The organism is Bariatricus sp. TF06-38A, from assembly GCF_027690675.1.
Lineage (GTDB): Bacteria > Bacillota > Clostridia > Lachnospirales > Lachnospiraceae > Allocoprococcus > Allocoprococcus comes.
In genome coordinates, this window is sequence record NZ_JAQFCE010000022.1 from 826 (window position 1) to 20,592 (window position 19,767).

Consider the following 19,767-nt stretch of genomic DNA (forward strand, 5'->3'; position numbering starts at 1 on the left):
AATGTCTGTGCGGATATGCTTATAATCGGAAAATGGAAATAATTCTAATATGTTCCGATTGCAATATAGTCCATCCAAAAATTCTTATTTGAATATGCGTTAAAATAACCTAGCCTAAGCTGGACAAACCCTGATTCTTTCATTTGCTTTCCAAGAACAATAATCCAATCTCCATCATTTGGTGTGACCGTACATGATCTAAGTAATTTGAATGGTTTTGCAAATTCGGCTTGCGTGATTTTGGCGCTTACACCCGTATATCCTGCTCCATTTTTCGTTAACGTTGCATATACATTTATTGATCCAACACATATTTGAATCCTATTTTTAGGGAATCGTATACAAATGTTTTTTGTGGATGAATCTATATAAGTTTCATATAAATTGCTACTTAATTCAGCAATAGATCCCTGCACACTAAACAACTTCTTAACTTCCGTGATATTAAGTCCATTGAGAATGACCTGGTAAAGTGGCATGTCTGCTACAAGATCTCCTGACTGTATATCTCCTGTTGTATAACCTGGTACAGTCGGACTGTTTTCGTTTGGTGTTCCCTGGATTACTTTCAAGGCAAGTGATTCTACATTTGTACTTGGATCTCTACTGTATCTGGCAACGATAAGGTCTACTCTTTTCATTCCTTGTGATCCGTTTGTAATTGCGAGAGAATCGTATGTGTTCTTTTTAATCGATGCAGCACACCCTTGATGCATGATCACACCATCTCTTACTTTAATCTCATTGTTTGACGATACTTCCGCAGTCAACTGTGATCCTGTTTGCAGCACATAAGATTCATTTCCAAAAATTCCAATATTGATATCTCTGTCCTGTTCTGCAGTAACATGTGGACTTCCGGTATATCCTGTAATTATATCCATTAAGACTCTCCTTCCAATTTATACTCTACTTTTTCTTTGCCAGCCGAAATCGTCCATATCTTCCTTCCGATCGGCTTCTTCATGCTGGCACCGGTTAGATAATCTCGGCCACCAACGATGTCTCCAATATCCATACTTCCTTCTATTTTCTCCATCGTCATGTCATATTCCGTCTTATTCTTGGAATTTGTAAGTTTCGCAATTCCATTTTTGAGTAGGTCATCGTATTCTGATCCGGAGCTATCGTAAGTTTCTTCGATTTCATCAATTCCTCGATAGTACTGCGTTTGTCCTACGTTTCCCTTTTCGTCGACATACAAATGGATAACCAGGCGGTCTTTTAACTCTCCTTTTCCAAGGCATACTAAGTGATTCACGCCTCTTTTGTTATCATCCATCGTAAAATTCATGTTCTGATCGTTTGAAAATTCGTATTCCGATGAATAATCTACGATAGGAACAGCCCTTACTTGAACATAGCCCATTTCGTATTTATCGCCTTGAATATACTTGATTTCCAAGCGGTAACCTACGGATTGCAGCATCTTCCTTAAACCTTCATGTAGCGTACAATATCGGTCAAACTGATAGTTCGTCAACTGAATGCCTGTATCTTCAACAACTCCGTAGAAAAAGCCCGGAAATGCTTCTTCTACTTTTCCTTTGATGATTTCATTTATTTCTCCGGATGCTATCGCATAATCCTGTCCTTCTTCCGGCTTGATTATTTTTTTCGTCATCATTCCACGCCAGGTATATCCCTTTACGGTGATACTATTCGCTTTTGTGCTTGTAGTTACCTCCCGAACTATTCCGCCATACTCTGTGTCCGGAACATACACCTGACTTCCGAACTCAACCGTACCGTTCCAACCGGATCTCTTAAATTCGATCTCAAAATCATTGATTGAGCTTTTCTCATCTTCTCCGATTTCCATGTCTACATTTGCATTTAAGATATATCCGAGCTCTTTGCCTATCGGATCCGTATAGATCAGTTCCATTCCGGCACGCTCCTTTCTTTGTATACCTTAATATCAAAGCCGAATTCACCACTCCAGTTAAGAGTCAGTACGCCAGACGGAATCAGTGCAAATACGCTTTTGTCTTTCGCTCTTTTTGCGAAAATATTTTGCACAGTTCCATTTCTCAGATGCTTTGTGATCGTCTTCTCTCTGCTGGTGATTAATATATATTCACCTGCTTCTAACGTCTCATAAATCTGATAAGGATAACCGTTTATCAGTATTCTTGGATCAGCGCATGGACCATATATTACCATTTCAAAGTTATTATCTCGGAAATGGTCGATAATCCAGTTCTGCGTTCCGGCACTCTTTCTTGAATAATCATAGTTATACGTTATCGGATAGTCTAAGAATGTATATGGCTTTCCTTTATTTGCAGAATCAGGATAAAAGCTTTCCTGTTGCTCCATCGACCAGAATGGATACGGGCAGTATATTTCTATCTTGCAATCTGTACGACTATTATTTTCACTCGATACTTCATTGCTTGATTTTTTTACATATCCATCAATGTAGTATTCGCCATAGTAAATTCTTCCGGGAGTCAGATTGACCACATCGTATTCAAAAGCATTCGTAAGCTTATTAAGGATCTGCTTTCTTTCTTTTTCTTTGCCTCTCACAGTAAGAGTAATATCATACGTCACCGGTTCTTTTGCAAACGCATTCACCGTTACACCCATTTCTTTATCTGTTGTATTTGGTGTCCACTCATAAGCATGGAAATATCCGGAGGTTGCTCTCATTTTATCTCCGATCAGATTGTATTCTTCTTCGTTGGAGCATACATATTTAATCTCGATCATTCAAACACAACCCCCATTTCTCTCAAAGCTCTTGCTACTTCTCTGTCATTTAAATTTATAACTATACTGCCGTCTCCACGTCTGGATGTTGTTTTTAAATATTCCAGTAATGCTTCCAGCTTCTCTGCAATCGTGCTGTTCTGACTTTCAGTGCTGCTTTTGCCAGAAATTGCAAGGTCCATACTTGTTCCAATTGGTTTTTTTACAGACTTCTGAAGCTCTGCTGCCGCATTGGATACTAATGTTGTCTTGCCAATCAATCCATTCGCAATTCCGGTATCGATCATCTCTCCAACATAAGCTCCCCAACGTGACGGTGAGTGAATTCCGAAGAATGCCAGAACATTTTCTTTAAATCCACCAAGAACACCTTTTACAGCATCCCATAGCATATGTGCCGCCGAACGAAGCCCGGATGCGATACCGCTTATGATATTGATTCCAATACTTCCCCAGTTCTGGCTCGTAAAAGCATTCACAATTGCACTGATGATCGCCGGTATCTGTCCGACCAAATTCGGAATAGCGCGTATCAAGCCTGCTGCCAGCTTAGCGATAATCGTAATACCACTCTGAAGAATCTGTGGAAGATTCTGTCCAATTGACGCTACAAAACGCACAATTGCAGTCGCTGCAGCCTGAGCAATTTGTGGCAGATTATTTATAATTCCATTTACCAATCTTAAAAGTAATCTTGCACCAGCACTCAATATTGTTGGAAGCATCGAGATAATTGTGTTGGCAAAATATGTAATAACATTGCCCGCCATCGTTATTACTTGCGGTAAATTTTGCAAGATTCCATTCACAATGTTTGTTATGAAATCCACACCCTTCTGCAACAAGATCGGGAGTTGCTCCTGGATTCCGATATTAAACTGATCCATAAGCTGCATTGCGCTCTGATAAAGAGTCGGTATTCCTGTTGTGATTCCGCTTGCAATTTGTGGAATCAATCCGGACACAGCAGCGAATAGCTGAGGACCAAGCGCCGTTACAAACGTAATGATCGCTGATGGCAACGCGGAAATAACATTCCATACTGCTGGAAGCAAATTCCCAACTGCAAATGTTATAATCGTATTAGCCAGTTCATTAAGTGCCGGTCCCACATCCATTCCCAGAGCAATTTCTCCCATTACGTTTTTGGCCGCTGCTTTCATCTGATTAAATGATCCTGATATAGTCGTTGCCGCTTCTTTGGCTGTCGTCCCGGTAATATCCAATTGTCCCTGGATCACATGGATTGCACTGTAAACATCTGCCAGATTATCAATGTTGTATTCCACGCCACTGATCTTCTGTGCATCTGCCAGAAGACGTTCCATCTCCGACTTCGTACCACCATATCCAAGCTTCAGATTGTCCAGCATCGTATAGTTCTGTTTTGCGAATCCCTGATAAGCATTTTTGATATCTTCCATATTGGTTCCCATCTTATTTGCATTATCAGACATATCTACCATTGCCATATCCGCAATATCTGCAGCTTTAGACGTATCGTTTGAAAGAGAACTAAGAAGACTCGCAGAAAAGCTTGTAGTGAGTTCCATGTAATCATTTGCACTCATTCCCGCTGTCTGGTAAGCTTTTGCCGCATTAGCTTTTACTTTATCGGCGGAATCTTTAAATAATGTTTCGATTCCACCAAGACTCTGTTCGAGTGCTGCGCCTTCACTGATGCTTGCTGACAGAGCTTTCCCGATTGCTGCTGCGGCAATAACCTTTTTGATCATGCCAACCATTTCCCCGCCGAAAGAACTTCCAGCTGAGTCTGCTTCCGGCTCTATTTCTTTTTGAATTCTTCCCTGTATTCCTTCGGCGGACGGTATGATCTGCACATATGCCTTTGCAAGTTCTGTAGCCATCTTATTCCTCCTTTCCCGTCAATTTCGCCCATTCTCTGTCAAAATCTTCTCCAGAATCAAATGTCTGAATTTCTTTAGATTTTTCCTTTCCATCGCCCAGGATCATTCCAAGCAATGACTTCGGACGGTTTTTCCCGGTCGCTCCATCCTCAGATTGCAACCAGGCAGTCGTGCGCGTTCCATCCGCAATAGCCGCCATAAGCATTTGTTCCGGTATCGGCTCAATCCCTGCTATTTTCATTTTAATTCTCGAATTTTCCCTCAACCCACAAGAAAAAGTCGCTACCATTCTGCACGGCAACGACTTATAATCATAGATATGATATGTTTCTGCAAGATCGCACAAAAGTGCGTCCTTATCTAAATTAAGCATGTAGGCGAGGGCTAAGAGTTTTTTCCTTCTTTTACATTTCCGAAAATTTCTCCGATTTCATTCATCATTTTCGACGCCGGTACCCTTCCGTTCTCCATTCGTAAATGTTCTTTCAAACGTTCTTTCTGTTCTGTTCCAAGAAGACGGTTTAATACGCTGATTGTTTTTGTCATGTCTCCTTCATCCATTTCACATAGATCTTCCAGAAGTTCATAATCATCCAACGCCGCTTCATCTAACTCATACTCAAAACCACTGCTTGTTTTTCCCTTCATTATTTCTTATCCCCCTTAATATATTCGTAATGTGTCTGTCCGTCCGCATCCGGTACTGCCGATAACGTTGTCTCGTATCCAATCGCATCATCGTCCTTATATACAATGTCTCCGACTTCCGTAATGCTTGCACACGGAATAACGATACGCTTCACTGCGTCTTTCAGAATCATATCTACAGCCCACGCATTCTGTTCCGCTTCATCTGCATTTACTTTTACCGCAATCCCTTCCTCAAGTGTTCCGGTAACATTATCATCTCCGTAAACACTCTTCAGGACCTCTACATTCAATGCTTCGATCATCGTAAACTTAAAATTATCTTTCTTACTGGTCTGCATATTCAATACAGTATCGCCGCCCCAAGCATTTTTGTTGTCAGTTTCCGGACTATTAGAATTAGCGAATCCATCCTCCGAGCAATATCCAAGTGACTTAAATGCTGCATTTAATGCTGTGGTTGCATCTGTTGGCAATGTTGTTCCGAGCGGTGCTCTAAAAATCGCGCCGCCTACTTTCGGCTTACCTGTACTTACATTTTTAGCATCTGACATTTTTATCCTCCTTCATCAGAAATGAACCATATCATATACAGCCTGATACCGATATTTCTTCCTTGTTGTATCCGTATAGTTGTAGTCGCTGTTAAGCTGGCACTTACTGATATCATCCATTTCAACAATTTTTTCCATTGCTTCTTTCACTCTTTCATTGAGTGATGCCGCCCCATAAAGGGATCCTGAATAAGACTGGATAGCAAGAGTTGCTGATGCAATATGATTTTCTTCACCGGATCCAGTCTTTTCAATTAGGATATATTCCTCCGGAAGTCCCGGCTCTTCTTCCATCCTTACCGGAATATCAAGCATGGCTTCCAGATATTTTCTAACCTTTTCTTCGATCATTTTTTCTACCCATCGCTTTCAACAAGCTGTTGTTTCCATCATCTCCATTTATTTTTACAACCGCTCTTGTTTGCGCAACATACGACTCTTTTTCTGCATCGGATGATATTTGATTTGCCTGTTCCAGTAAAATCGCCTGCATCTCTGCAGATTTCATTAACTCTCTTACACCGGATCGATTTAACTCAACTTTCGTTTTAGCCATAACACTCTACCATCCATCTCTGATTCCATCTTCCAGGAATATTTTCTTCAATTCCTTGCTGAGGGAATCCAATCACCCGCCATGATGCACCAAAAAAATCCACTCTGCAGTCTTGCCAGGTATGCGTATCTCCTTTTGGAATCGCGATATTGTAGACTGCTTTTTTTCCAGTAATATTAAGCATATCCAGCACTTCTGTTGTCGATGCCGGAGCAACCAACACGTCTTCCACGGTCACAGGTGCCTCTGTATATATCGGATGTCCGAATGTATCTGTCCCACTTGCGGTCCGTTCGTAAAGCTTCACCGGTATTCCTTTAATCATTAGCCTCTTCCTCCTGCATCAAATCCGAATATGGATTAAAATAGCCAATTCGATTCCCGACACCAAGGATTTTCTTATCCAATTTAGTCAGATACAATTCGCCGCTTCCATTTGCATTTGTCCAGGTCTGCGAATATACCATTGCTGTCGTAGTTGTCTGTGTCGTTCCAATAGGTACACCTTCCTCTCTGCTTCCGAGTGTCCGGATAACCATATTACATGACACTAATTTCTTTGCCTCGTCTGTAGCATTGCGGTTATATGCATCAATGATGATCGCTGCATCCTCTAAGAGTGCCGTTACATAATCTGTATCCGAAATATCTGTTCCTTTTCGTCTCCAAATATCCTCGATTGATGCGTATATCATTGTATCACCTACTTTTTCGCTGTTTGCGTTCTCTTTCTGGTGTTCTTAGCTGATGCCTCTTTCTTTGCTTCGACTGGTTCTTCTATATCTGGAATCACTGAGTCTTCTGTCGGTTCTTTGAGCTCTTCCACAGGTTCTTCTGTATTTTCAGCTTCTGCAACTCCTGTTTCTGTTTCGCTATCCTCGATCAAATCCTCGATTTTTTCTTCAATAATCGGCTTAAACATTGTGGAGTCTAACACATTGTCAGACTCCACTACTATTCCAGTTTGTTTGTATAAATATTTCATATTACTCTTCCGCCTTCACGATCTTTGTAAATGCTGCCTGATCCATGATTCCAATTCCGTATACAATTTCTGCACGGATTGCAATCTGGTTCTGTCTCTGCAGGTCTCCAAGTCCATCCGGATCACCGTATTCGATCAAGTGAGCGCCAATTGATCTCTGCACTCCCCATCTGAACGCATCAAACTGTCCTACGATTCCAAGTAACTTCGTATCCGGTGTGATTTCATTTTTTGCAGAAACTGTATCAGATACCGCCGCAGTCATTCCGGCAAAATTTGTCAGATTCTGTCCGAATCCAATTTCCGGATAAATCTTTTTTCCATTCGCATCCCTCATAGTGGAAAGGCCAAAGGAAAGTGTTGGATCCATTGCAATACCACTCGGTACATAACCAGATGAGATGATCATTCCTGCTGCCGCCTCGATTGCTTCATCATACTTTGTGCCTGCAAGCTGCACACTCTGTTTCGTGTCAACCAGCCCTTCTTTTACAAGGCTTGATGCCGTTCCTGTAAGCGGATTGATTTTGTGAATTCCAACAAGATCCAATGCTCTTCCCAGTGCGATTGACGCATTTGACGCCAGATCCTGCAGTACGCCGATCTGTACATCTTCGTCTGCCCACTGTACTTCCTGCGAAAATCTCATGGTAACCTGCAGTTTGAACGGATTTACTGTTTTAGAAGCATATGCAGTTGGGGTTGGCGATTTCTGCCCTGCCTCTCCTACGAGTTCTGCTTTCGGTGGCGATGTAAGTACCCACACCTGCTGCTTTCCAAATTTCTGCGGTCTTGCTCCGGATAACTGCGCCAGAGTAGATCCTTTCTGTGCTTTTTCAAAAATCCCCTGCGAAATCTCTGCCGGAATTTCAAAATCTGAACTAATAAGTGCTGCCATATTTTTTATTCTCCTTTACCAAAAATCTGATGTGCAAATTCTCTCATTGCATCATCCGTTGTGTTATACTCTGTTGTCTTTTTCCTGTTTCCCTTAGTTCCCGGATAACTCTTTGGCTTCGCAAATTTCATAATCGCTTCTGCCTGTTTTTTACAGGTTTCCTCATCTTCCCCTGTCAGTAATTCTACCGGTACACCAGTGTCTTTTGCTGCTTTTTCTCTTACCTGTCTTACAGTGTCTTTCTTTTCAAGTGCGCTTAATTTTGCCTGAAGCGCATCGGACTTTTCTTTTTCCTTCTGAAGTTCCGTTTTATTCTGCGCCTGGTACTCATCGTACTTACTTGCCTTTTCTTTCAGGTCATCATAATCTGCATATTTCTGTCTTTCTCTCGCAAGGCGTCCCTCTATGATTGAATCCATTTCTGCCTGAGTGAATGTTTTATCATCTGCCATCTTGTTTCCCTCCTGATTTGAGTGTTTTTAGTTGCCACGTTTAAGGCACGTGTTGCCATAAAAATAAGACGCGTAACCCTGCGCCTTAAATGGAGATATCTGGATCACCACCTTTCCTATTCTGCAAATTTCCAATCCTCTGACAGCATATCAGCCTGAGACGCTAACCATCCCATCTGAACACCAGATGTTCCGCAGAATGCAATAGCCATGTTTCCGATGGCATCATGCTCACAATTTACAATATCCCCATCTACTGTTTTATATGAAATTCCGGTTGCAAGCTGGATGTACTGTCCCTTTCCATTCCAGCCTTTACGTGCCACTTTCATTCCACGTTTCAGATATTTAATTGCTTCTCCAAACGAAAACAGAGCTTCTCCGCCCAGTTCCGGACAATTTTCTCCGTCTGCCAGTACCCATTCATCGGAACAGATATTTCCAAATGTATAATCTGGAATTTTTGTCTCTCTGATATCCAACTCTTCGCCATCTTTTGTGTGCATGATAATAGTCTGTTTCTCTTTTGACCAAAACCAATAACCGCCCCAAGATGGAATTTTCACTTTGCTACCCTGCTTCATTATTTTAAATGCCTCATCAAATCTCATGTTCTTTCTTCCTTTCTTAAAAATGAGTATAAAAATACCACCAACCGTTTCCGATCAGTGGCTTTTAATACCATATTACCGTTTTTTCTTTTGGTGGATTATCCATCTTCGCAATCCGTTTAAGTTCTCGCCTCACGTGTGGTGCTGCAAACATGCTTGTATTTTCATGTTCTACAATCTCTCCATCCGGAATTCGTATTTTCATAAAACCTGCCGGCTCTTTTCCTTCTGGATAGTAATTTGCCGAAATACTATCACTGACTTTTTTTATGTTTTTTAAGATTACCATAATATTCCAGCGCCTCCTTCGGATAATTATATTTTTCCGATGCCAATTCATGTGCTTTTACATGATCTATGCCCGGATTTTCTTGCTTAATTTTCATTTCCAACAACTCATGCTCTATCAAAGTTTTGTCATGAAGTTTAATGTCTTTTCCATTCATCAAGCGTTGCCAGCTCTGTGCAATCGCGCAATCTGGATCAAACTGCCTGCTTTCTCCCGTATCCGGATCTATCAAAGAATCATCTTCAAATAAATATGCCTTAATTTTTTTTATGTCAGATTCTTCCTTACCGAGATTATCTGCTATTTTCTTTGAATCAGTTGAAAAATGTCTAATCTCTTCATAGTACATCTCCGCAAATTCATCAGCTTCTGCACTATTCAGATCTGTGATTCTCGCTCCTGATATCAGTATATCAGACCACCTCAATTTTTCAAGTTTTTCCGCTTTTTTACTTGCGTATAATTCTCGTTTTCTCGCATTGATCACATCTTTATTCTGTGCATATCGCTTTCTCCGCATTTCATTGATATCCCCGTTGGCATCGTAATATTCTTCCAGATATTTATCCGGATCATAGCCTGCCACTGTACTTTTTCCATCAAACCGGACCGCATACTCACAATCACAATGTGCATGAATGTGTTCCGCGTGACCATTCCGCATAGCTTTTTTTGACATATACTGCCATCCTCTGGATGCAAGTGTAATGCAGAAAGCACAGGTGTCCCCATGCGGCACCCAGGCAAACTGTGCCCCGTCACGCTCTGCATTTTTCAGTGTCGTATCTGCACCTACCTGTTTTACAAGCCTTGCAAGTGTTCCGGGAATATTGTTCGGAGACTGCTTTTTTGTTCCTTTTACTGCTTTCGCCACTTCCCCATAGTCCGGGAGATCTGCTACTTCTGCCGTAGGGACTATTACTCCCTGTGCCGCTGCTGTCGCTTCATACATCTGACACGATAATGCACCGATAGCCTGTCCATAGTGTTGCGACAGTGCATAGGCGTAGTCCAAAAGTGCTTTATCATTTTCCAGTCCATTCTTTTGAACCCAGGACTGCATCAGATCCGCTGCTTTCTGGCTAATCTGTGACATCTTCGTTATGTATTCCACCCACGCCTTCTCCGTTATCTGCATTTCCAAATTCCTCCGTCAAGATAGCATCTCCTTTTGCTCTCTGTTCCTGCGCTCTGATTCGCCGGATATCCGCCTGATCAAAACCAATCATTTCAAGGAAAATATCTGTCTGTGCAAATCCTTGTCGCGCTGTCGCAATTTTGAGTGCTGCATCTGTAGTAGATGCCACGCTTGGCATTGCCGGATTCTTAAAATGTGCAATCAGCTCATGTGTTTCTTCCGGAAGCTCATCCGGAATCGTTCCAAGTTCAATTGCAAGTGCCATCCGTCCAATCCGATACAATGCATCACCATTTGATTTATTCAACTGTTCTGCCATAAGGATCAAGGTCTGTGACTGTGCAATAATTGCTTCACTGGAAGTCGGATTTGCATCATTTATCACACCAACATCCGTAACCGCCAACCCCGTTGCCGCTGAATACTGTGTAGCAAGCATCCGGAGCATCTGAACATATGGTTCAATATTTCCCTGCGAAAGTTGCCCGAAATTCGGCTTTTCCCCAGTCTCCGGATTATTGGTACTGTAGAGAATGCTTCCAACATACTGTTTGAATTTATTATCAATCAACATATCATATTGTTCATCTGACACCCCGAGCAGATATTTCTGTGGAGAAGTGGCAAATTCCAGTCCAATCGTTGCATTTGCGACTGTTCTTACATATCCCTGGATTAGTCTGCGGACCGGCTCTTTTAGCCTTGACTGACCAAATGGTTTATCGTTTGTTGCGTCCCAGATCAGAGCCACCATAAGGGGTTCTCCGAAATCATGGGGATTCTGCGTAGCATACCATGTACCTCCAATCCGATCCAGTTCCCAGATGTCTGTGTCTGTATAGAAATTTACATGTTCCGGAGACCATGTAACATCCGGCTCATCTCTTCGTGCATCTTCAAAGGCAAATCCATATCGGATTCGTCCTTCGTGTGCATTCCATGAAGCTGCGGCGCAATGTGGTGAGTAAAAGCGCACTCTTGCATCATCTTCCTCTCCGGATACCGCCGCAAAAGCGCATCCATACTTTAACTCTTCCTTCACTGCTTTGTTGTATTCGGCAATGAGATGATTTCTTTTCATGATCTGATCCATATCTTCTGACTTCGTTCCATTTTCTGTAACAAACCCATCAAACATCGATCTTCCAGCAAGTACATCAACGGTTTTTGCTCCCCAGGCACATCCAATCTCAAGTTTTCCAAGACCTGCTGGCAATGCAATCCCAAGATTAACTTCATTCAGTGTGATTTTCCCGCTATAATAACGGCGTTTTTTTCTATTTGCACTTCTGTGATAATCATATATGTATTTCAATTCCTGAAGCCACTGTTGTTCTTCCGGTGGTAATCCTTCTACTCTTCCAAAATTTAACTCCATTATCCTATCCTCATCTTTCTGTTCGGATTTCGTTTCGATGTTCTGCATCCCCAAAGTGCAAGTGCCGCTGCTTCAATCGGGATTGAGTTTTCTCCACCAAATCCCCAGCCACCGGAAATCGGTCTTTTTACAGACGTAATTGCCGATTCATTCAGTATTTCTTGGTATTTATACCATGTTACAGTCTGTTCATTGATTTCCTGTGATAGCTGACTCGCCGCTGCTATCACTTCTTTTGCTGCCGGTCGAACAATTGACTGCTTATATTTCCACACCGGTGTTATCTTCTCTATCAGGAAGTCAACTCCATTTCTTCCATCGATCACCACACAGCTTGCCATCTTGTATCTCTGATTCAGCCAGTCCGCAAGCCACTGTATTCCTCTGTCCGTTGTTTTAAGCTCGATCAGTGAAATTCTCGCTTCCTCTACCTCTGGACAGACAGCTCCGCATAATGCTACCGCCGAACCGTCAAGCGAAAACTTTACACCGTAAGCAGTTTTCCCTTCCGGTTTTTCTTTTTCCGAAGCACATTCTTCCCATTTCTTCTTATCAATTGCATAGTCCTGATCATTGTTGATTGGCGACCACCAGCCGAGACGCTCTCTTGCAAACGTGTCCGCATCCATCTGTTCGCACTCTGCAGCTATGGTTGTTTCTGTCATTCTTCGCCCCAGTGCCGGATTGCAATCCGCCCATCTCTGACGATCAGTAACATCTCCAATCTCTTTCACAGAATATTCTGTCCAGGCTGTGGATTTGCTCTCACCTTCCGTTGCCCGTTTTCTTATCTTCCGGAATACTGTGCCGGTACAATTTTCATCCGGTGGCGTTCCAAGATAAATCGTCTGTGGATTCCTTGACGCTGATATTGCCGGCAAAAAAGATGCCTGCTGCTCGCTTGTCAATTCCTGCGCTTCATCAAACACAAGACAGTCGCCATGCAGTCCTCGACCACCATTCCTTGTTCTGGCAACAAATACTACTCTTCCACCATTTTTTAGAATAATCTGTTCTCTTCCGAGTGCCGCCTTAATTTCTTTTACATACTTACGGAGTCCTCTGCTTTCAAACAAGCCGCGCAATTCCATAAAGGTTTCTGTTGCAGTTTTCTGCAGATGAGCTGTGTATATAACCCATTCTGCATACAGAATCATTCCGGATGCAATCCGCCCGGAAGTATCCAGTGTTTTCCCGTTCTGTCTTGGAACAGATAAGCCACATGTCGGCGCTGACCAAACATCATCCTCTGTACGCCCCATCCAATCATTCAGCACTTCACTCTGCCACGGATCCACAATCAATTTCCCGACCGCAAGCACTTTTACCGCATCGGGGCCATCCGTATAAGCGTAATCCGGAACAATTCTATCGGACGGCGTCTGGCTTCCCATCAGCTTTTCGTGCCGACAGGATTTCTCCGATTTTGTCATCGTCTTTCTCCATTCCTTTTATTTCTTCAATTTCTTTGATTGTTTCTCTGTATTGCCTGGAGAGCTGTGGCATTGTCTTTGGGCCATCAACAGCATCTTTCGCGCATATATCAATCTGTTTTGCGAGAATCAGTGCTAAATTTTCCAAGCGTTCCAAGCGGCTTCCCTCGCTTGTTACAGTTGCCATTTTCTTAGCTCTTCCCATCTAAATTCACCTTTCAAAAATTTTCCTGTGTGTAAATCGGCGCTGGACAGCGGTGGTCGCCGCCGCCGCGTGGCGGGGTACCCTCCCCACCCCCCCCCTGGTTCCGTCACCAGGCACCATCTGTAACGTTCGTTTTAAGGCTTTGCTGACACCTTGATAATTCATTTAATGTTCGATTGCTTTTGGCCGCATTACAGCAGTAATGAGCCGCCTGCAGGTTGTTCCAGTCCTGAGCAGCTGCCTCTTTTGAGCTGTAACCGAACTCACGCCATCTCGATACCGGTTTAATCTCATCGATTACGAAAGACAATGGATGATTACTGTCACTTGGTTCATCGTAATGTATCGGACCGAGCCTGCCTCTGCATATTCCACACTCACCGCCTATTGCTTTGAGTCTTGCCCGATGCTTTCTTCTTAGGTTGCCGTTCGCGCTTCTGGGGTTTCCTGCCGCCATATATTTTCACCTTCTGTTCTGTGATGGACCATACATGAATCGAACATGTGACATACCGCTTATGAGGCGGTCGATCTACCACTGATCTAATGGTCCGTATTATTGGCGGCTTATGTATATACGAGAGAGTACTTCAAAAATCAGTCACAACAAACAAACATCAAGGGGTTTTTATATATATAAATCCTGAAAAGAGCAAGCCGCCTAATCTCTTCCTGGAATTCACGGCAAAGAAAAAGGCAACAATCTTTCGACTGCTGCCCTGTTCATCTCTTTACCTGAATACACTATACCACAGACCAAGTGTATCATTCTATATCATCTTGAAGTTTTTTAGTGCTTTTGAATGTTTCCGGTGTACTTGTGCCCACTCATATCCTGTCTTTCTGCAGATATCCTTCCACCTCATAAGATCTATGTAGCAGTAAGTCAGTACATCTTTCTCTGTCTCATCTTCCATCTGCTCAATTCTTTCCCTGATCTCAGTCCGGATCCTAACTCTTTTCTTTCTCTGCTCCACCAGTTTCCTTTCCTGTTCGTCCACTTCTGCTGCATAATCTGACAGATCAGAAAGGTTGCTGCTTTTTGGCAGCCCATCTGCTGCCAGTGCTCCCGGAAGCATCCGATCCAGCTTTAAGCGTTCCAACTCTTCCTCGATCCGCTTCTCCTGGCGTAATGCTTTGCCGTACTGTTTCAGGTATTCCTTTTTCTTCTCATTCTCTTCTTTCACTGTTTCCATCGGTATACCCTCCCTGTCTTCCTGTCCCTTAATACTAAGATCTCGAATCCTAACAGGCTTGCTATATCCTTTAATGCTTTGTGCGCTTCCTTTACATGGTGTGGAATCCGGCTTGCATCCTGGATGGCTTTGCCTGCTGTCGGATCGCAGTATCCTTCTTTGTTCTTGTACAATGGTTCTTCCTCCACTCCGTCAGATATTGCTCTTGTTCTTCGTCTTCTCGTTCCCGAGCTATCTCTTTGTATGTCTTTTCCATACCGTTACTCCAATATTGCTGGGATACAAAACGCCCATAAGCACCACGCTGATCCGGTCCATTTCATTGCTATCAATATGGTTATTGCCATTATCATCCAGATACAAATCTTTTTTACCGCATACATTGTATATTTATCTTCTTCCATTATCCTTTATACCTTTCCGGGAGCAGCATCCACGCCACAACCTTATACGGTTCTCCCTGTTCATCGAACCAGACACCTGTCTGGGAATAATACAGCGTTGTTGCCTTATCAGCTCCCTCAATCGTGACCAGAAACTCTGCTGCATATGCACTTCCTACATATGATTCTATGAACTCCCGTTGATCTGGGAGCCTTTCTGTTGTTGGAATCCATCCGTTACTCATTATTCTCTGCCTTTCTTCATGAAATCATGATAAATAATATTATCGGTTTCCTTTGGTTTTGCATCCTCCGATTTATCCCAAATATTCCCGATAGCCTTCATCTCACACAATTTTACATAATCTTCCGTTAATGGCATTGAATAGCAAAACGGCTCGCATTTGCTCAGAGCATCCGTCGGAATCGTTTCGTAGTGCCATCCAATTACACTGTCTATTACTTCTTCGCTTTCCGCTTCTATGACGTTAAACTCTCCGAATACTGCTTTTACAAGATCAACCGGATTATCATGGCACATAAGGATATCATTCTCCCAGATCTTCTTTCCATTCTTATCCATGAGTCCAGTGTACTGGCAGATCGTATCCGGATCAACCTCATATATTTCCTGTCTGCTGCCGTCTGATTTCGGCTTGGTATAAATATATTGCATATTACCTGCATTAAAAATCAATCCTTCAACCCATTTACCACTCACCCCGCTCTTGGCTTTAAATAATATTTCTCTACCCATTATCCTTCTTCCTTTCTTTCATGTACTTCAAAATTTCTTTTTTCACCATCTTGGCATATTTTGGATACTCGCATCCAAGCATAGCGCATCCATAAAAAACTGTACCATCGCCCGGATCTCCATGATCTACACTCATTTTGCAAGAAGCACACTCTTCAGGACTATGCTCTCTGCAATAATCTCCCATTGCCAGTAAGAAGTCTTCGATCTTAACTTTCATCTAGGCCACCTCTTTTCACGATTTCAATTGCTATATCCATGGCGTGCTCTTCCCTCATTTCTCCATCCCAACATTTATCGAGATATTGGCAATCTGCACACCCCTTATAATTGCAAGCTTCATCAAGCTTTAGCTGCTCTAAGTTAGAGACAACATTCTCCACGTCAAACGCTGTCGGCTGTTCTTCTACCGCTTTCATGCACTCTTTTATTGTCTCGTAGATTTCTTTCTGATTTTTACTGTCATTGCGTCCGAACGGAGCTTCTTGCAAAGCATAATCATTCAAGTGGAGTGCTAGCTTATCTGCATCAATTAGTCTCATCGTCCTCAACTCCTTTGTCGTTTTGTTTTTATTCATCAACTTCCTGTTCAAGTCAATGTGCTTTACAATCTACGCATACCTCTCTACTTGATACTAGACTACCTTCTTTTCGGCAATATGCTCTTTTATCGCCTGCATAATATGGACAATTTATGTTGTAATAAATCATAGCTTCTTCGCTTGCACCACCATCATCAATGTTTGCTCGGTTCAAGCGTGATTCCAAACCGTCCAGCAATAGATTTATCATATATTCCCTATTTGTCATTCTGTTTTCTCCTTATACGGTTCCGGTAACGGCATCCAGGCAACAATTGTTTTTGCCGTGTGTTCATAGATTCCTTGAAAGATTCCATTTCCCCAATATCTCATCTCTGTTACTGTTCCGCTGTAAAAGCATACAATTACATCCGTGTTATCCTCCGGCATCTTCTCACTGCATGGAATCCACTTAGTTTCTTCCAGTGCATGTATCCCCATTTCAATGGCTTCTACTGTTTCCTCAGTCCAGCCCCATTCAAGATGTTTCACTAATCTATCTATTGCTTGCTGATTATTCATCTTCGACCTCCTCTTCTTTTGGAAATTGAAAAATAAAAGTTTCGGAAATTTGATCTCTTACTTTTCCCTCTTTTCATCTTCTTCAGCTGCTTTTATTTCATCCTCCTCCATCTCTCTTTCTTCTGCGATCTGGATGCAGAGCACCGGTTTCCCTATTTTTTCATCTTTTATCATAAAAATCTCTTTCGGAATATACACTTTTCTTTTTTTGGGATTCGCTATAATAACACTCACCTGTGTACCATCGGCAAATTCTGCAAGATATTCTTTTAATTCTCTGTTTTCCATATCCTTTACCACCCCATATCATTACGGTATCCAATTGCACTTGGATTTACCATGTATGATCTTTTCAGCTCCGATTCATCCAATTGGTGTTTCAACTGGCTTACTTTTTTCTTTAGTGCCCGGTTTTCTTTTAATACTGCCATGGGTTTGCAGCTATCTTTCCGATCACACTTCGTATCTTCTGAATAGTTTTCACACATCAGGCATACTTCTTTTTCAGTCATTATTTACCCCTTCCTGCGCCACGATTCCACGCCTTCCATTCCTTCTTTACTTGTCAACCGCTGCCACTCCCAGTTTATATAGCTCCTCACAATCCCTTTCTGGTTTCTGACCTGTATATGATGCGGATAGATTCCAAGGATCGTGACCTTTTCCGTAGTGAGTCTGGTTTTACCTCCCTTCTGGGAAATCCTGCGCCTTAACTGTACTTTGTCTCCAACTTTCATTTTTTGTTCCTTTCCGTCTTACCTTGCGCATTTTCTTGCTTACCGAGTATATGAACGCCCGCATATTGCCGGGTTTAGTCGTCTTCCTCTTCGTCTTTCTCACCCTCCCGGTTCTCTAAAATGATTCCATTTGCATTTATGTCTCCGTCCGCTTTTACCATAATGTACCTTTCTCCGTTAATCGTCTCTAAGGTAACAAGGTCCGTTCTGTCTGCGCTTACTGTTACATGTGCATCCGGAAGACCAATCTCAAATGTCTTCGTGCTCACTGTGTTATCCGCATCGATTTCGGCCGCGTCACAGTCTTTTGTTTTTTCTGCTGCCAGTTCCGGATCTATCCCGATGCTTTTTAATACGTTTTCCAGCTCCGTGCCTTTTAATATCCGGTTGTTGGATTCTGCTTTTATTTCACGGATTCTGCCAAGGTAATGATAAATATCTTTCGCCTGTTCCAAACTTACTTTTCCATCCGCTGCATTTAACCCTTCCCAAAAAGCTTCTTTCTGCTCTTTTGGTGTGGATGGCATCCCGCATCGGAGTGTCTGTGTGATCAGGCCTGCGTCCGGTTTATCCGGAACTTTGCTGTAGTACCAGATATGCTCCGGATCTCCGTGGCGGTCTGTAAATGCCGGATATAAAAATCCTTGTGTCGGCATACTTACTACCCAGTCTCTTGTACGTTCCTGAATATCTGCCAGTTCTGGTTTATAAGATAATCCTGCTGCCGATAAGCTTACCGGGCAGATACATCCGATCATGTACTCATAAACCTCTTCACTTTCATCCAGATCCGCTCCGTCCGTGGCAATTCCTGGAATGTCGTAGATTCCACTGGCAATTAGAATCAAAGAATACTCTTTATTCAACATGCCAATAGACTCTGCAATCTCTTCCAGGAAGATCTGGCGTACATCATTGTCTTCTAACCCTGTTTTTACAATCGTGTCCAGATGCTGCTTTCTTGTTTTCTCCTTAAAATCCAGCTGAAACATATTTCTTCCAGGCTTTCCAGATAAAACTTTTTTTAAGATATCCAAGTATTTGAATGTTTCCGTCTCTTCGAGGTTTAAAAAGTTTTTGACAAATTCCAACCTGCAGTTCCGGTCATTATCTACGATATATCCGGTTATCCTTGTGATATTGTACCTGTCTATTGTTAGAGTTCTTTTGATCTCCAGTAACTCTTTCTTCATGTCGCTCCTTTCTGGCTGCCGCACCGGGCAGCCATGCACTCTGCGAAATTGTGATATATTAACTTCCTGTGGTGCCTATAAATAATTCTTTCCGGCGTTTTTCATCCATTCTTCCCTTGTATGGGTTCTTTCGTAAACCTCCTGGGCTTTCGCCATCAGGATCCGTGCGTTCTTGGCGTTGTTATGGACTGCTGCCGGTCCGTTTCGGTGATGTTCCAGGCAGAGATTTACTTTTAACCCTTCCGCCTCTGCAAATGCATGGGTATTACCAAACAAAACATGATGCTCTTCCAGATATGGCTTGTATGTAAAATCTCCATCCAGTAACATGCACAGATAGCACCGACGATCGCCTTTTGGCTGCATAATGCTTTTTTTGTGCTTCTTACGTTTCTTCTTGGTTGGTTTCGGAAACATCATATTCACCAGATAACACCTCCCCGTTTTGATCTACTTTTTCGTTTAAATACAGATACCATTCCTGTGAACTGTGTACTTTTTGGGTTGTCTCTGCAAGGTACAGAGCCGCATGATACAAGGGAAGTGTCTGGAGATATTCCCGGCGGGTTAATTTGATTTTGGGAAATGTGACCAGATATTCTTCTACGGTTATATTTTTCGGGCAGGCATCCGGTTTCCAGTCTTCTACGGTTAACTGCTCCATC

General features: G+C 42.5%; 35 protein-coding genes and 1 tRNA gene. All 36 read right to left on the reverse strand.

Going from position 1 to position 19,767, the window contains the following annotated elements; all coding sequences use genetic code 11:
• Positions 1–44: 44 nt before the first annotated feature.
• The 36 genes from PG418_RS14335 to PG418_RS14510 all read right to left on the reverse strand — a co-directional run bounded on the left by PG418_RS14335 (position 45) and on the right by PG418_RS14510 (position 19,766).
• A complete protein-coding gene (locus tag PG418_RS14335; RefSeq protein WP_498837563.1) occupies positions 45–884 on the reverse strand; it encodes a hypothetical protein in 840 nt (279 codons plus the stop codon).
• Positions 884–1,888 (reverse strand): hypothetical protein, encoded by a 1,005-nt coding sequence (locus tag PG418_RS14340; protein ID WP_498837564.1) that lies wholly within the window; start codon positions 1,886–1,888, stop codon positions 884–886. The genes PG418_RS14335 and PG418_RS14340 overlap by 1 nt, the downstream gene beginning before the upstream one ends.
• Positions 1,879–2,718: a hypothetical protein gene (locus PG418_RS14345; protein ID WP_498837565.1), complete on the reverse strand. Its 840-nt coding sequence runs from the start codon at positions 2,716–2,718 to the stop codon at positions 1,879–1,881. The genes PG418_RS14340 and PG418_RS14345 overlap by 10 nt, the downstream gene beginning before the upstream one ends.
• Complete coding sequence (locus tag PG418_RS14350; protein WP_498837566.1) at positions 2,715–4,586, reverse strand: phage tail protein; 1,872 nt, start codon at positions 4,584–4,586, stop codon at positions 2,715–2,717. The genes PG418_RS14345 and PG418_RS14350 overlap by 4 nt, the downstream gene beginning before the upstream one ends.
• Before the next feature lies 1 nt (position 4,587).
• The gene (locus PG418_RS14355; RefSeq protein WP_498837567.1) at positions 4,588–4,827 is read right to left on the reverse strand and encodes a DUF5361 domain-containing protein; all 240 of its coding nucleotides are present in this window, start codon (positions 4,825–4,827) and stop codon (positions 4,588–4,590) included.
• Between the two features lie 143 nt (positions 4,828–4,970).
• On the reverse strand, positions 4,971–5,234 hold the full coding sequence (locus tag PG418_RS14360; protein ID WP_270613780.1) for a hypothetical protein: 264 nt from the start codon (positions 5,232–5,234) through the stop codon (positions 4,971–4,973).
• The gene (locus PG418_RS14365) at positions 5,234–5,788 is read right to left on the reverse strand and encodes a phage tail tube protein (protein WP_498837568.1); all 555 of its coding nucleotides are present in this window, start codon (positions 5,786–5,788) and stop codon (positions 5,234–5,236) included. The genes PG418_RS14360 and PG418_RS14365 overlap by 1 nt, the downstream gene beginning before the upstream one ends.
• Before the next feature lie 15 nt (positions 5,789–5,803).
• Entirely contained in the window at positions 5,804–6,139 is a 336-nt protein-coding gene (locus tag PG418_RS14370; RefSeq protein WP_270246672.1) for a hypothetical protein, read from the reverse strand.
• Positions 6,120–6,344, reverse strand: coding sequence for a hypothetical protein (locus tag PG418_RS14375; protein WP_117558855.1), 225 nt, complete (start codon positions 6,342–6,344; stop codon positions 6,120–6,122). The genes PG418_RS14370 and PG418_RS14375 overlap by 20 nt, the downstream gene beginning before the upstream one ends.
• Positions 6,337–6,669 (reverse strand): hypothetical protein, encoded by a 333-nt coding sequence (locus PG418_RS14380; RefSeq protein WP_498837569.1) that lies wholly within the window; start codon positions 6,667–6,669, stop codon positions 6,337–6,339. Before PG418_RS14380 ends, PG418_RS14375 begins: the two co-directional genes overlap by 8 nt.
• Positions 6,662–7,039: a Gp19/Gp15/Gp42 family protein gene (locus tag PG418_RS14385; RefSeq protein WP_270591281.1), complete on the reverse strand. Its 378-nt coding sequence runs from the start codon at positions 7,037–7,039 to the stop codon at positions 6,662–6,664. Before PG418_RS14385 ends, PG418_RS14380 begins: the two co-directional genes overlap by 8 nt.
• An 8-nt stretch (positions 7,040–7,047) precedes the next feature.
• A complete protein-coding gene (locus PG418_RS14390; protein WP_498837570.1) occupies positions 7,048–7,329 on the reverse strand; it encodes a hypothetical protein in 282 nt (93 codons plus the stop codon).
• A gap of 1 nt (position 7,330) precedes the next feature.
• Positions 7,331–8,227 carry a phage major capsid protein gene (locus tag PG418_RS14395; RefSeq protein ID WP_498837571.1) on the reverse strand — a complete coding sequence of 299 codons (897 nt, stop codon included), beginning with the start codon at positions 8,225–8,227 and terminating at the stop codon, positions 7,331–7,333.
• 5 nt (positions 8,228–8,232) lie between these two features.
• Positions 8,233–8,679 carry a capsid assembly scaffolding protein Gp46 family protein gene (locus PG418_RS14400; RefSeq protein ID WP_498837572.1) on the reverse strand — a complete coding sequence of 149 codons (447 nt, stop codon included), beginning with the start codon at positions 8,677–8,679 and terminating at the stop codon, positions 8,233–8,235.
• Between the two features lie 116 nt (positions 8,680–8,795).
• Positions 8,796–9,290, reverse strand: coding sequence for a DUF2829 domain-containing protein (locus tag PG418_RS14405; RefSeq protein ID WP_270591277.1), 495 nt, complete (start codon positions 9,288–9,290; stop codon positions 8,796–8,798).
• A gap of 64 nt (positions 9,291–9,354) precedes the next feature.
• Positions 9,355–9,579, reverse strand: coding sequence for a hypothetical protein (locus PG418_RS14410; protein ID WP_498837573.1), 225 nt, complete (start codon positions 9,577–9,579; stop codon positions 9,355–9,357).
• The gene (locus PG418_RS14415) at positions 9,545–10,717 is read right to left on the reverse strand and encodes a VG15 protein (RefSeq protein ID WP_498837574.1); all 1,173 of its coding nucleotides are present in this window, start codon (positions 10,715–10,717) and stop codon (positions 9,545–9,547) included. The genes PG418_RS14410 and PG418_RS14415 overlap by 35 nt, the downstream gene beginning before the upstream one ends.
• Entirely contained in the window at positions 10,662–12,095 is a 1,434-nt protein-coding gene (locus tag PG418_RS14420; RefSeq protein ID WP_498837575.1) for a phage portal protein, read from the reverse strand. Before PG418_RS14420 ends, PG418_RS14415 begins: the two co-directional genes overlap by 56 nt.
• A complete protein-coding gene (locus tag PG418_RS14425; protein ID WP_498837576.1) occupies positions 12,095–13,528 on the reverse strand; it encodes a terminase large subunit domain-containing protein in 1,434 nt (477 codons plus the stop codon). The genes PG418_RS14420 and PG418_RS14425 overlap by 1 nt, the downstream gene beginning before the upstream one ends.
• Positions 13,464–13,733, reverse strand: coding sequence for a hypothetical protein (locus tag PG418_RS14430; protein WP_498837577.1), 270 nt, complete (start codon positions 13,731–13,733; stop codon positions 13,464–13,466). The genes PG418_RS14425 and PG418_RS14430 overlap by 65 nt, the downstream gene beginning before the upstream one ends.
• 106 nt (positions 13,734–13,839) lie before the next feature.
• The gene (locus tag PG418_RS14435; RefSeq protein ID WP_498837578.1) at positions 13,840–14,190 is read right to left on the reverse strand and encodes a hypothetical protein; all 351 of its coding nucleotides are present in this window, start codon (positions 14,188–14,190) and stop codon (positions 13,840–13,842) included.
• A 24-nt stretch (positions 14,191–14,214) separates the two neighbouring features.
• Positions 14,215–14,286: transfer RNA gene (locus PG418_RS14440), tRNA-Met, on the reverse strand.
• A 217-nt stretch (positions 14,287–14,503) separates the two neighbouring features.
• Complete coding sequence (locus tag PG418_RS14445) at positions 14,504–14,929, reverse strand: DUF1492 domain-containing protein (protein ID WP_498837579.1); 426 nt, start codon at positions 14,927–14,929, stop codon at positions 14,504–14,506.
• A 91-nt stretch (positions 14,930–15,020) separates the two neighbouring features.
• The gene (locus tag PG418_RS14450) at positions 15,021–15,185 is read right to left on the reverse strand and encodes a hypothetical protein (RefSeq protein WP_498837580.1); all 165 of its coding nucleotides are present in this window, start codon (positions 15,183–15,185) and stop codon (positions 15,021–15,023) included.
• Positions 15,186–15,332: 147 nt separating this feature from the next.
• Positions 15,333–15,557 carry a hypothetical protein gene (locus PG418_RS14455; protein WP_498837581.1) on the reverse strand — a complete coding sequence of 75 codons (225 nt, stop codon included), beginning with the start codon at positions 15,555–15,557 and terminating at the stop codon, positions 15,333–15,335.
• Positions 15,557–16,069, reverse strand: a complete 513-nt coding sequence (locus tag PG418_RS14460) for a YopX family protein (RefSeq protein WP_498837582.1) — start codon at positions 16,067–16,069, stop codon at positions 15,557–15,559. The genes PG418_RS14455 and PG418_RS14460 overlap by 1 nt, the downstream gene beginning before the upstream one ends.
• Positions 16,062–16,289 (reverse strand): hypothetical protein, encoded by a 228-nt coding sequence (locus PG418_RS14465; protein WP_498837583.1) that lies wholly within the window; start codon positions 16,287–16,289, stop codon positions 16,062–16,064. Before PG418_RS14465 ends, PG418_RS14460 begins: the two co-directional genes overlap by 8 nt.
• On the reverse strand, positions 16,279–16,611 hold the full coding sequence (locus PG418_RS14470; protein ID WP_215633841.1) for a hypothetical protein: 333 nt from the start codon (positions 16,609–16,611) through the stop codon (positions 16,279–16,281). Before PG418_RS14470 ends, PG418_RS14465 begins: the two co-directional genes overlap by 11 nt.
• A 52-nt stretch (positions 16,612–16,663) precedes the next feature.
• Entirely contained in the window at positions 16,664–16,879 is a 216-nt protein-coding gene (locus PG418_RS14475; RefSeq protein ID WP_215633840.1) for a hypothetical protein, read from the reverse strand.
• Complete coding sequence (locus PG418_RS14480; RefSeq protein WP_498837584.1) at positions 16,876–17,172, reverse strand: DUF551 domain-containing protein; 297 nt, start codon at positions 17,170–17,172, stop codon at positions 16,876–16,878. The genes PG418_RS14475 and PG418_RS14480 overlap by 4 nt, the downstream gene beginning before the upstream one ends.
• Positions 17,173–17,229: 57 nt before the next feature.
• Positions 17,230–17,460 (reverse strand): hypothetical protein, encoded by a 231-nt coding sequence (locus tag PG418_RS14485; RefSeq protein ID WP_498837585.1) that lies wholly within the window; start codon positions 17,458–17,460, stop codon positions 17,230–17,232.
• Between the two features lie 5 nt (positions 17,461–17,465).
• Positions 17,466–17,684: a hypothetical protein gene (locus tag PG418_RS14490; protein WP_498837586.1), complete on the reverse strand. Its 219-nt coding sequence runs from the start codon at positions 17,682–17,684 to the stop codon at positions 17,466–17,468.
• A gap of 3 nt (positions 17,685–17,687) precedes the next feature.
• The gene (locus PG418_RS14495) at positions 17,688–17,909 is read right to left on the reverse strand and encodes a hypothetical protein (protein ID WP_498837587.1); all 222 of its coding nucleotides are present in this window, start codon (positions 17,907–17,909) and stop codon (positions 17,688–17,690) included.
• A 74-nt stretch (positions 17,910–17,983) separates the two neighbouring features.
• Positions 17,984–19,102, reverse strand: coding sequence for a DUF4317 family protein (locus PG418_RS14500; protein WP_498837588.1), 1,119 nt, complete (start codon positions 19,100–19,102; stop codon positions 17,984–17,986).
• Positions 19,103–19,177: 75 nt separating this feature from the next.
• Complete coding sequence (locus PG418_RS14505) at positions 19,178–19,522, reverse strand: hypothetical protein (RefSeq protein ID WP_117558818.1); 345 nt, start codon at positions 19,520–19,522, stop codon at positions 19,178–19,180.
• Entirely contained in the window at positions 19,488–19,766 is a 279-nt protein-coding gene (locus PG418_RS14510) for a hypothetical protein (protein ID WP_498837589.1), read from the reverse strand. Before PG418_RS14510 ends, PG418_RS14505 begins: the two co-directional genes overlap by 35 nt.
• Position 19,767: the final 1 nt, after the last annotated feature.

Coding starts and splice junctions, on each gene's coding strand:
- PG418_RS14335 (WP_498837563.1), bottom strand. CDS start 884: ATGGATATAATTACAGGATATACCGGAAGTCCACATGTTACTGCAGAA.
- PG418_RS14340 (WP_498837564.1), bottom strand. CDS start 1,888: ATGGAACTGATCTATACGGATCCGATAGGCAAAGAGCTCGGATATATC.
- PG418_RS14345 (WP_498837565.1), bottom strand. CDS start 2,718: ATGATCGAGATTAAATATGTATGCTCCAACGAAGAAGAATACAATCTG.
- PG418_RS14350 (WP_498837566.1), bottom strand. CDS start 4,586: ATGGCTACAGAACTTGCAAAGGCATATGTGCAGATCATACCGTCCGCC.
- PG418_RS14355 (WP_498837567.1), bottom strand. CDS start 4,827: ATGAAAATAGCAGGGATTGAGCCGATACCGGAACAAATGCTTATGGCG.
- PG418_RS14360 (WP_270613780.1), bottom strand. CDS start 5,234: ATGAAGGGAAAAACAAGCAGTGGTTTTGAGTATGAGTTAGATGAAGCG.
- PG418_RS14365 (WP_498837568.1), bottom strand. CDS start 5,788: ATGTCAGATGCTAAAAATGTAAGTACAGGTAAGCCGAAAGTAGGCGGC.
- PG418_RS14370 (WP_270246672.1), bottom strand. CDS start 6,139: ATGATCGAAGAAAAGGTTAGAAAATATCTGGAAGCCATGCTTGATATT.
- PG418_RS14375 (WP_117558855.1), bottom strand. CDS start 6,344: ATGGCTAAAACGAAAGTTGAGTTAAATCGATCCGGTGTAAGAGAGTTA.
- PG418_RS14380 (WP_498837569.1), bottom strand. CDS start 6,669: ATGATTAAAGGAATACCGGTGAAGCTTTACGAACGGACCGCAAGTGGG.
- PG418_RS14385 (WP_270591281.1), bottom strand. CDS start 7,039: ATGATATACGCATCAATCGAGGATATTTGGAGACGAAAAGGAACAGAT.
- PG418_RS14390 (WP_498837570.1), bottom strand. CDS start 7,329: ATGAAATATTTATACAAACAAACTGGAATAGTAGTGGAGTCTGACAAT.
- PG418_RS14395 (WP_498837571.1), bottom strand. CDS start 8,227: ATGGCAGCACTTATTAGTTCAGATTTTGAAATTCCGGCAGAGATTTCG.
- PG418_RS14400 (WP_498837572.1), bottom strand. CDS start 8,679: ATGGCAGATGATAAAACATTCACTCAGGCAGAAATGGATTCAATCATA.
- PG418_RS14405 (WP_270591277.1), bottom strand. CDS start 9,290: ATGAGATTTGATGAGGCATTTAAAATAATGAAGCAGGGTAGCAAAGTG.
- PG418_RS14410 (WP_498837573.1), bottom strand. CDS start 9,579: ATGGTAATCTTAAAAAACATAAAAAAAGTCAGTGATAGTATTTCGGCA.
- PG418_RS14415 (WP_498837574.1), bottom strand. CDS start 10,717: ATGCAGATAACGGAGAAGGCGTGGGTGGAATACATAACGAAGATGTCA.
- PG418_RS14420 (WP_498837575.1), bottom strand. CDS start 12,095: ATGGAGTTAAATTTTGGAAGAGTAGAAGGATTACCACCGGAAGAACAA.
- PG418_RS14425 (WP_498837576.1), bottom strand. CDS start 13,528: ATGACAAAATCGGAGAAATCCTGTCGGCACGAAAAGCTGATGGGAAGC.
- PG418_RS14430 (WP_498837577.1), bottom strand. CDS start 13,733: ATGGGAAGAGCTAAGAAAATGGCAACTGTAACAAGCGAGGGAAGCCGC.
- PG418_RS14435 (WP_498837578.1), bottom strand. CDS start 14,190: ATGGCGGCAGGAAACCCCAGAAGCGCGAACGGCAACCTAAGAAGAAAG.
- PG418_RS14445 (WP_498837579.1), bottom strand. CDS start 14,929: ATGGAAACAGTGAAAGAAGAGAATGAGAAGAAAAAGGAATACCTGAAA.
- PG418_RS14450 (WP_498837580.1), bottom strand. CDS start 15,185: ATGGAAAAGACATACAAAGAGATAGCTCGGGAACGAGAAGACGAAGAA.
- PG418_RS14455 (WP_498837581.1), bottom strand. CDS start 15,557: ATGAGTAACGGATGGATTCCAACAACAGAAAGGCTCCCAGATCAACGG.
- PG418_RS14460 (WP_498837582.1), bottom strand. CDS start 16,069: ATGGGTAGAGAAATATTATTTAAAGCCAAGAGCGGGGTGAGTGGTAAA.
- PG418_RS14465 (WP_498837583.1), bottom strand. CDS start 16,289: ATGAAAGTTAAGATCGAAGACTTCTTACTGGCAATGGGAGATTATTGC.
- PG418_RS14470 (WP_215633841.1), bottom strand. CDS start 16,611: ATGAGACTAATTGATGCAGATAAGCTAGCACTCCACTTGAATGATTAT.
- PG418_RS14475 (WP_215633840.1), bottom strand. CDS start 16,879: ATGACAAATAGGGAATATATGATAAATCTATTGCTGGACGGTTTGGAA.
- PG418_RS14480 (WP_498837584.1), bottom strand. CDS start 17,172: ATGAATAATCAGCAAGCAATAGATAGATTAGTGAAACATCTTGAATGG.
- PG418_RS14485 (WP_498837585.1), bottom strand. CDS start 17,460: ATGGAAAACAGAGAATTAAAAGAATATCTTGCAGAATTTGCCGATGGT.
- PG418_RS14490 (WP_498837586.1), bottom strand. CDS start 17,684: ATGACTGAAAAAGAAGTATGCCTGATGTGTGAAAACTATTCAGAAGAT.
- PG418_RS14495 (WP_498837587.1), bottom strand. CDS start 17,909: ATGAAAGTTGGAGACAAAGTACAGTTAAGGCGCAGGATTTCCCAGAAG.
- PG418_RS14500 (WP_498837588.1), bottom strand. CDS start 19,102: ATGAAGAAAGAGTTACTGGAGATCAAAAGAACTCTAACAATAGACAGG.
- PG418_RS14505 (WP_117558818.1), bottom strand. CDS start 19,522: ATGATGTTTCCGAAACCAACCAAGAAGAAACGTAAGAAGCACAAAAAA.
- PG418_RS14510 (WP_498837589.1), bottom strand. CDS start 19,766: ATGGAGCAGTTAACCGTAGAAGACTGGAAACCGGATGCCTGCCCGAAA.